Origin of the sequence: Geitlerinema sp. CS-897 (genome assembly GCF_028368005.1) — a bacterium.
Lineage (GTDB): Bacteria > Cyanobacteriota > Cyanobacteriia > Cyanobacteriales > Geitlerinemataceae > Baaleninema > Baaleninema simplex.
Map to the genome: position 1 here is coordinate 1 of NZ_JAQNCQ010000368.1, position 5,332 is coordinate 5,332.

General features: G+C 55.1%; 3 protein-coding genes. 2 read left to right on the top strand and 1 reads right to left on the bottom strand.

Annotated elements, in window-relative coordinates; genetic code table 11:
- Nucleotides 1–33 precede the first annotated feature (33 nt).
- Entirely contained in the window at nt 34–2,760 is a 2,727-nt protein-coding gene (locus POG22_RS23295; protein ID WP_498907303.1) for a GAF domain-containing protein, read from the bottom strand.
- 531 nt (nt 2,761–3,291) lie between these two features.
- Here POG22_RS23295 and POG22_RS23300 point away from each other — a divergent pair.
- Together POG22_RS23300 and POG22_RS23305 are read left to right on the top strand one after the other, a co-directional pair.
- Nucleotides 3,292–4,113, top strand: a complete 822-nt coding sequence (locus tag POG22_RS23300) for an SH3 domain-containing protein (protein ID WP_498907304.1) — start codon at nt 3,292–3,294, stop codon at nt 4,111–4,113.
- A gap of 139 nt (nt 4,114–4,252) precedes the next feature.
- Nucleotides 4,253–5,269: an aldo/keto reductase gene (locus tag POG22_RS23305; protein WP_498907305.1), complete on the top strand. Its 1,017-nt coding sequence runs from the start codon at nt 4,253–4,255 to the stop codon at nt 5,267–5,269.
- The last annotated feature ends 63 nt before the right edge of the window (nt 5,270–5,332 follow it).

The window sequence follows — 5,332 nt, forward strand, 5'->3', positions numbered from 1 at the left end:
CGCGCCCCCCCCCCCACGACTGCGGAGACTAGATTATATCTTAGCCGCTGACGCGGGACTGTCGCTGTGAGTTTCTCGCTCGCTAGAGTGCTGACAGATGGGAATTTCGAGACGAAATTCCGTCCCGAGACCCAGTTGCGAGTTGCACTCAAAACGACCGTGATGTTTGTCTACCACGATTTGATAGCCGATCGACAGTCCCAGCCCCGTACCGATTCCGACGGGTTTCGTCGTAAAGAAGGGATCGAAAATGCGCGATCGCACCGTTTCGGGAATGCCACAGCCGTTATCGCAAATCGTCACGCGCACCCAATTTTCCGCGCTCGCTTCGGTGCGAATCTCGATCGTGCGCTTGCCCTTGCTCTCGTCGAATCCCTCGAAGGCTTCGATCGCGTTGCTCAGCAAATTCATAAACACCTGATTGAGCTGTCCGGCGTAACATTCAACCGGTGGCAGTTCGCCGTAATGCTTGGCGATCTCGATTTCCGGGCGGTTGGCTTTAGCTTTCAAGCGGTGGTGCAAAATCGTCAGAGTGCCTTCGATACCGTCGTGAAGATCGACCGGTTTGAGATCGGATTGGTCGAGGCGGGAGAAGTTCCGCAGCGACAGCACGATTTGGCGGATGCGCTCTGCCCCGATTTTCATCGATCCTAGCATTCGGGGTAAATCTTCGATGAGAAACTCGAGATCGATTTCCTCGGCGCGATCGAGAATTTCCGGTACGGGTTGAGGATAGTACTGTTGATAAAGCTGCAACAGTTCGATCAGCTCTTCGGTATACTCCGTCGTATGAACCAAGTTCCCGTAAATGAAGTTGACGGGATTGTTGATTTCGTGGGCGACCCCCGCTACGAGCTGTCCCAAACTCGACATTTTTTCGCTTTGAATCAGTTGCGTTTGCGTCTGTTTGAGTTCTTCGAGCGCCCGTTCGAGCTGTCGAGCTTTCGCGTTGGCGGTTTCAGTGGCTTGGCGGCTTTGCGCGAACAGTTCCGCTTGCGAGATAGCAATGGCGGCTTGTTTGGCCAGTTGTTCGACGACTTCGACTTCGCGGGGTCTCCACTGACGCGAACCTTGACACTCGTGAGCCACGAGCAGTCCCCACAAGACCTCGTCGCGACGCACCGGAACGATGAGACTCGCCCGGACTTGTAGAGAGTCGAGAAACCTTCGGTGACAGGGAGTCAGATCGATCGCGTCGAGGTCGGCGATCGCTTTAGCGCCCCCGAGTCGGTACTGCTGGCGCACCCGTTCGGGAAAGCAGCCCGGTGGGGTTTGTTGTCCCAAAATGGATTTCCACGAACCGCGCACGTCTTCGACGGTAATTTCTCCGCGTTCGGCATCGAGGAGCTGGTAAATGACGACGCGATCGGTATCGAGGAGGGCGCGGACTTCACGGACGATGGTTTGTAAAATTTGTTCGGAGTCGAGACTGCCGCGAATTTGGTCGGCAATTTGAGCGAGCGCTTCGGTCAGTTCGAGGGATTGTTGGAGTTCGGCAGTGCGCTCGGCCACCTGTCGTTCTAACGTGGCGTTGAGAGTTTGCGCTTCCCGGTACAGTAAATACTGTTGGATGGCAGAGGCAAACCGTTCGCCGAGTTCCCGAGCCAGGAGTCGATCGTCCTCCGTCCAGGGTTGAGACTGACCCCGTTTGAGCTGTCTCCACGCCTCAAACGACTGACGGGGGCGTTGCTGTAGTTCGGTCGGGTCGAACTGTCCGGCCCACCAGATTTCGGTATCGGTTTCCGGGCGAAAGAGACTCAGATAGCCTAAAAACTGTTGTCGGTAGTGGAGGGGCAACACCAGCACCCCGCGAATTCCCACATCGAGAAAGGCATCGGCGACGGACGCCAGTTCGGGAACGGCGGTAAGGTTTTGCGTCTCGAACAGGGGTTTAGAAGACTGTCCGTTGTCTTGAGAGCGGTCTCGAACCCAAGACTCTCCCCAGTCACGATATACGTTTTCTAAGGTCGGAGTTTCGCCGAAGTCCGGGCAGACGCCACAGTACACATGGAGGGGGGAGTCGTTGGCAACGTAGAGTTTTCCACCGACACCGTCGAAGGCTTCGACCGTGGCTTCGAGCGCGGCTTCGAGTTCGATGGTGGGTCGAGCGTGTAGGAGAGTGGAGATCCGGTCGATCGTGGCTTGGCGTTGGGTTTGGCGGCGCGTTTCGGCTAGCAGTTCCGCTTGAGCTAAGGCGATCGACAAGCGATCGACCACGGCTTGAACCAGTTGTAATTTAGGGCGATCGTAGTGACGGGGTTCGATGTGGTGGGCGACGAGCAATCCCCACAGGCGATCGCCTTGGAGAATAGGAACGCCGAGGGAGGACGCCACCCCCATCGAGGTGAGATACTCGGCGTGACAGCCATCGAGGGTTCGGTGTTCGTCTGGCAGATCGGAGGCTTCAGTTTGACTCAACCCGATCAAACGTTGGCCGACATTAATCACAGTTCGTACTCGCTCCTTTACGAACCGTTCTCGAGCTGACCGTGGGATGTCGTCGGCGGGAAAGGACAGCCCGAGAAGAGAGGGAAGTCGCCCTTCAACTACAGATTCGGCCACCACTTCGCCACTGTCGTCGGCGTTGAATCGATAGATTTTGACCCGATCGACCTCGAGGAACGCTCGCGTTTCGACTGCTGCCGCATCGAGAATTTCTTGCAGCTCCAACGACTGGCGAATTCGGTTGGTCATTCGGTGCAACAAAACCTCACGATCGAGGCGTTGTTTTAAATCTTGGGTTTGCTCCTCTACGTTCATTGAAAAGTCTCCTACTCGCTCCTCAGATCGCTGTTGGGGTTCGATGGGTTTTCGCGCGAAAAAAAGCGATCGTGTTTGCCAGTCTCGCGTTACTAAAACAGTTTAGGTATTTCTTCATTATAAAGAAAATCGAAAAATTCGATAAAAGATCGAACAAACCTCAGTATTCTATCGGGGGTAAGCGATGAGAACCTCAAAGGGCTGGCCACTAACCTCTTCACTCTCCAGACTTTTTCATTTTTTATTACAAATTGTAAAGGTGGGGATCGACGGCCGATCGGTGACTCGAGGATCGATTTCTGCTAAGCGGAGCGATGAATTTCACAGACGAATTGTCAGATCCGCCGTCTTTTTCCGATCGGTTTGTCTCCTACCTCCACCGGTTGAAAGATCGGCGATCCCCAAATGCAGGCAGTTATTGCTTCTCAGGGAAAAATCCTCGCAGACGTATAATCGAATCGGAGTCGTCCCTCACCACCAAGTTTTCCCATTTCGGCTCCCTGATTTTATCCTTGGACTCCCCCAATCCCGATGAAGTTTCCGCGTTTTACTTCTCCTGCGATCGCCCTGATTTTCCTCTTCACACTCAGCAGTTGCACGACCTCCTCCGATCCGTCTGCAACCGTCACGCCATCTCCGACAACCCCACCGACCGCGACGCCCGACCCCACGCCGACCGCGACGCCCGACCCCACGCCAACCGCGACGCCCGACCCGCTTTCCCAAGCCCCCGCGTCCGCACCGCCCGAACCGCTTTCCCAAGCCCCCGCATCCGCACCGACCCCACCTTCCGAGCCGACTCCCACCCCCACACCGCAACCCGCCGCCGTCCGTCTCGTCAGTTGCACCACGACTATGGCGAGAGTGAGCGATCCCGACGCTCCTCTCAACGTGCGATCGGCCCCAGAAGTCGCCGAGGGCAATATTGTCGGAACTCTCGATAACGGAACCTTCGTATCTGTCGAAAGCGACGAGGGATCTTGGTGGAAAATTTCCGATCCCGTTGCTGGGTGGATTTACAAAGACCTGACCGAGAGCGGTTGCAACCAAAAAGTCGCCAGAGTCCAGTTTCCCGTCAACGCCACCGCCATTACCTTGGGCGATCGCTTTATCGGAACTGGAACTCACCAATACTATCTCGAGGCAGCGGCCGGACAAACCACGACCCTAACCGCCCTCGAAGGACCGCTTCCGTTTTTCTACTCTCCCAACGGAACAGAACTCACCAACGCGGCAGGAATGAGAGGAGAATCGACTTGGACGGGACGGCTTCCCGAAAGCGGCGATTACACCCTCGAATTTCCCTCCAATTATAAAGGCTATGAATACGAGGTGAAGGTTGAAATTCAGTGATGAGGAGAAGGGGAGGGAGAGAAGGGGAGAAGGGGAGAGGGGGAGAGGGGGAGAGGGAGCAACTGTTACCTGTTAACTGTCTTCACTGGTGACTGGTGACTGGTGACTGTACAAAACGTTATCAATTATCGATTTTCTCATGTCTTTACCTGAAAATAGCCGCGTGCAGTTGACCTCTGACATGACGATCTGTCGCGTTCTCAACGGAATGTGGCAGGTGTCTGGCGCTCACGGACGCATCGATCCCGAACGTGCTATCGATGCCATGTTCGATTACGTCGATGCTGGCTTTACCACTTGGGATCTGGCGGATCACTACGGCCCGGCCGAAGACTTCATCGGTGAATTTCGGCGACGACTGGCAAACCAACGCGGTGAAGCGGCGTTAGAAACCGTACGAGCCTTTACCAAATGGGTACCGCGCCCCGGACGCATGACGCGAGCGATCGTCGAAAAAAATATCGATCGCGCCCGCGATCGCACGAACGCCGAAACTTTAGATTTGTTGCAGTTTCATTGGTGGGACTATCGCAACCCGAACTATCTCGACGCGTTGGCGCACATGAGTGACTTACAACAAGAGGGGAAAATCCGACATTTAGCGTTGACGAATTTCGATACCGAACACCTTCAAATTATTCTCGAGAACGGCATAGAAGTGGTCTCGAACCAAGTCCAGTTTTCCCTTCTCGATCGCCGTCCTTTAGTGAAAATGATACCGTTTTGTCAAGAACGGGGCGTTCGACTACTCGCTTACGGAACGCTCTGCGGCGGGTTCCTGTCCGAAAAATGGATCGGAGATCCCGATCCCGGTTCATTTGGCTTAGAAACCGTCTCGCTTCGCAAGTACAAACAAATTATCGATGCTTGGGGCGGGTGGAACTTGTTTCAAGACTTACTGTCAACCCTCAAGGCGATCGCCGACAAACACCGCGTCAGCTTGGCTAACGTCGCCGTGCGCTACGTTCTCGAACAACCTGCGGTAGCCGGAGCGATCGTCGGGGCGCGATTGGGGTTGAGCGAACACATTGCCGATAACGCGCGAGTGTTCGACTTCAGCTTAGACGACGAAGACCGCCAGCGTTTAGAACCGATTTGGGAGCGATCGCGGGATCTTTTCCCCATTATCGGCGACTGCGGCGACGAATATCGTTAGCGTTACGGGCGTTTGACGAATTCGCAAGACTGACAACAGAAGCCGATCGCTCGTGAGTTAGAG

What these genes read in the sequence shown, in the direction of transcription:
- POG22_RS23295 (WP_498907303.1), bottom strand. Translation starts at nt 2,760, where the DNA reads ATGAACGTAGAGGAGCAAACCCAAGATTTAAAACAACGCCTCGATCGT.
- POG22_RS23300 (WP_498907304.1), top strand. Translation starts at nt 3,292, where the DNA reads ATGAAGTTTCCGCGTTTTACTTCTCCTGCGATCGCCCTGATTTTCCTC.
- POG22_RS23305 (WP_498907305.1), top strand. Translation starts at nt 4,253, where the DNA reads ATGTCTTTACCTGAAAATAGCCGCGTGCAGTTGACCTCTGACATGACG.